General features: G+C 76.4%; 2 protein-coding genes and 1 pseudogene. 1 reads left to right on the forward strand and 2 read right to left on the reverse strand.

Annotation, left to right across the window (positions count from 1 at the left end):
• Together N866_RS14190 and N866_RS14195 are read right to left on the reverse strand one after the other, a co-directional pair.
• Window positions 1-811: AAA family ATPase (locus N866_RS14190; RefSeq protein WP_034227491.1), on the reverse strand; the 811-nt coding region annotated here is incomplete at its 3' end.
• Window positions 811-2,079 carry an exonuclease SbcCD subunit D gene (locus tag N866_RS14195; RefSeq protein ID WP_034227494.1) on the reverse strand — a complete coding sequence of 423 codons (1,269 nt, stop codon included), beginning with the start codon at window positions 2,077-2,079 and terminating at the stop codon, window positions 811-813. The genes N866_RS14195 and N866_RS14190, both read right to left, overlap by 1 nt.
• A 365-nt stretch (window positions 2,080-2,444) precedes the next feature.
• On the opposite strand from N866_RS14195, the pseudogene N866_RS20555 reads away from it, so the two are divergent.
• Window positions 2,445-2,811, forward strand: a pseudogene (locus N866_RS20555) (hypothetical protein); the annotation flags it as partial.

The raw sequence follows: 2,811 nt of genomic DNA on the forward strand, positions 1-2,811 counted from the left end.
CGGCCGCCGCGGACTCGGCGGCGAGGCGGTCCACGTGCTCGCCGGCGCGGCGCTCGACCTCGGGACGCTCGTCCCCCGCGTCCAGGTCGCGCGCGGCCAGGGCCGTCAGGTCGTCCGCGCCCTCCTCGTCGAGACCCGCCGCGCCGCAGAAGGCCGCGGTCGCCTGGCGCACACGCGCCTGCGCCTCGTCGACCTCGCGCCGGGCGTCCTGACGCATCCGCTCGAGGCGGACCTGCACCTGCTCGTACACCTCCGTGCCGAAGACCTTCTGCAGCAGCCCTCGCCGGTCCTCCGGCTTGGCCCGGAGGAAGCTCGCGAACTCCCCCTGCGGCAGGACGACCGTCTGCACGAACTGCTCGCGGTCCAGCCCGAGGAGGTGCTGGAGCTCGGCGCCCGCCTCGTCCAGCCGGGCGGACAGCAGCTCGCCCGTGTCCGGGGCGTCGGCGGAGGCGAGCCGCCACAGCCGCACGCCGGCCTGCTGGGTCGTGGTGCCCGTGCCGCGCTGCTTGGGCCGCTGGTACGCCGGTGTCCGTCGGACCCGGTAGACCCCGGAGGACGTCTCCAGCACGAGGTCGACGAACGTCTCGACGTCCGGGCCGGCGTGCCCGGAGCGCAGCCGGTCCTCGCTCGCCTCCTTCGACGCGACCTTCCCGTACAGCGCGAAGACGATCATGTCGATGAGCGTCGACTTGCCCGACCCGGTGGGCCCCTCGAGCAGGAAGATCCCGCCCGCGCCCAGCTCGGCGAGGTCGACGGTGTGCCGGCCCGGGAAGGGGCCGACCGCCTGGAAGGTCAGGGAGTGCAGGTGCATCAGGCGCTCCGCCCCGCCGCGAGCACGTCCTCGTAGGCGCGCCGCAGGACCGCGAGCTCCTCGGGGGTGGGTGGGGCGCCCGTGACGTGCTCGACGAACTCCCCGGCCACCAGCAGCGGGTCGCTCGCGCTCGTGACCGCCCGCGCCCGGACGCGCTCGGTCGCCGCCACCGGCCGGTGCTCCACGACCAGCGCGTGCGGGAACCGCGCCTTCACGCGAGCCACGAGCTCGGTCGGCCGGGCGTCGTCGGTGACGACCACCCGCAGCCAGTCGTCGCGGTGCGGTTCGCCCGCGGCGCCCAGCAGGTCCTCCAGGCGTCCGGTGACCTCCGCGAGCCGGCGCGGCACCGGCGCGGGGACGAGCTCCGTCCGCCGGACGCCCTCGGGCCCGAGGTCGACCAGGACCGTCGCCTTGCGCTGGCGCAGCTCGGAGAAGGAGTAGGCCAGCGGGGAGCCGGAGTACTGGAGCACGGGCGGCGCGGGCGCCTCCGCCCCGCCCGGGGCCGCGCCCCCCACACCGTCGCCGTCGCCGTCGTCGCCCTCGCCCGGCACGCCCCGACCGGCGGCGATGCGCTGCGCCCCGTGCAGGTGGCCCAGCGCGACGTAGTCGACGCCGCCGAACACGCCCGCCGGGACGGAGTCCACGCCCCCGACACGGATGTCCCGTTCGGAGTCCGACGCCTCCCCGCCCACGACGAACGCGTGGGCCATCACCACGCTGCGCGGGCGACCGTCGCCCTGCGCGGCGCGGGCCGCCAGGTCCGCCCGCACCCGCCGCAGCGCCGCGGCCATGACGGCCTCGTGGGAGCGCGGCAGCAGCTCACCGGGGGCGACCGTCGGGTCGCCGTCGGCCAGGACGTGGCGCGTCGCGTCCGGGTCGAGGTACGGCAGGGCGTGGACGAGCACCGGGCCGTGCTCGTCCGCGAGCTCGACGGGCGTGCCGACGTCGGCGACGCGGGCCCGCACGTGCACGCCGCTGCGCAGCAGGTCCGCCCCGAACCCGAGGCGGACCGCCGAGTCGTGGTTGCCGGGCGTGAGCACGACCGTCGTGGTCGCGGCGAGGCGCGCGAGGGCCTCCGACAGCAGGGTCACCGCCTCGACAGGCGGCACGGCGCGGTCGTACACGTCCCCGGACACGACGACCGCGTCGACCTGCTCGCCCCCGGCCAGCTCCACGAGGTGGTCGAGGTAGGCGGCCTGGTGCGCGAGCAGGTCCACCCCGTGCAGGGTGCGACCGAGGTGCCAGTCGCTCGTGTGCAGGATCCGCATGGCCGTGACGCTAACCGAGGGCACCGACACGACCCCGGCCCCGCGCCGACGTCGTCCCGCGGCGGGGTCCCGGAGCCGAAACGCCGCCCGCGGGACAGCGCCGGCGCGCCCGGCCGGTGGAAGGATCCGCGATGAGATCCCGGCGGACCGTCATGCGCGGCCGCTGTCGGTCGATGCTGCCAGGGGGCGGTCCGCCGTCCCCTGGCCCGTGACACCTGGGCGGGCAGCACCTGAGCAGCACGAGCAGGACCCGAGCAGCACCCGAGCAGCACCTGACAGCACTGAGCACCAGCAAGCATGCTGACGACGCACGAGGAGGGCGCGGCGGGACACGATCCCGCCGGGCCCGTGACGCAGGAGGTCTGATGGCACCGGAGAACGACCACGGGCTGCGGCTCGTCAGCGCGGCGGACGGCGGCACGCCGCCGTCGGAGGCGGGCCCCGCGGGAGGGAGCGGGCGCGGCGCGTCCGAGGCCGTGTTCGCCGGCCTGCGCACCGCCTTCCACGACCTCGACGAGTACGTCGCCCTGCCGCGCATGTCCGGTCTGGTGCTCTCGCCCGACGGCTCGCGCCTCGTGACCCAGGTCGCGACGCTCAACCACGACAAGACCAAGGTCCACACCGCGCTGTGGGAGGTGTACCCGACGCGCGCCCGGCCGGCCCGCCGCCTGACGCGCAGCGCGCAGGGCGAGTCCGGCGCCGCCTTCACGCCCGACGGCGACCTGCTGTTCA

It is taken from the genome of Actinotalea ferrariae CF5-4, from assembly GCF_000603945.1.
GTDB lineage: Bacteria > Actinomycetota > Actinomycetes > Actinomycetales > Cellulomonadaceae > Actinotalea > Actinotalea ferrariae.